Here is a 431-nt window from a genome sequence, read left to right on the forward strand (position 1 = left end):
GTATTGCAGGGCTACTCTATCTGCTGATCGCCAAGCGTCAGCCGTTCTACGCCGATGTCAGCGGCGAAAGCATTGCAGTCGATAACGTCAGTCATTAATCAAGGACCTTCCATGCGTATCCTCGTGGTCAACGTCAACACCACCGAATCCATCACCGACACCATCGCCCGGCAAGCGCGGGCCGTGGCGGCACCGGGCACCGAGATTGTCGGGCTCACGCCTCGCTTCGGCGCGGATTCGGTAGAAGGCAATTTTGAAAGCTACCTGGCCGCCATCGCGGTGATGGACCGGGTGATGGCCTACGACCAGCCGTTCGATGCAGTGATCCAGGCCGGCTATGGCGAACATGGCCGCGAAGGTTTGCAGGAACTGTTGAACGTGCCAGTGGTGGACATCACCGAAGCGGCCGCCAGCACCGCGATGTTCCTGGG

General features: G+C 60.3%; 1 protein-coding gene. It reads left to right on the forward strand.

The features are described 5' to 3' along the window. Nucleotides 1-111: 111 nt before the first annotated feature. Nucleotides 112-431: aspartate/glutamate racemase family protein (locus tag PUN71_RS23065; protein WP_283532435.1), on the forward strand; the 320-nt coding region annotated here is incomplete at its 3' end.

The organism is Arthrobacter sp. NQ7 (assembly GCF_029581595.2).
GTDB lineage: Bacteria > Actinomycetota > Actinomycetes > Actinomycetales > Micrococcaceae > Arthrobacter > Arthrobacter phenanthrenivorans_B.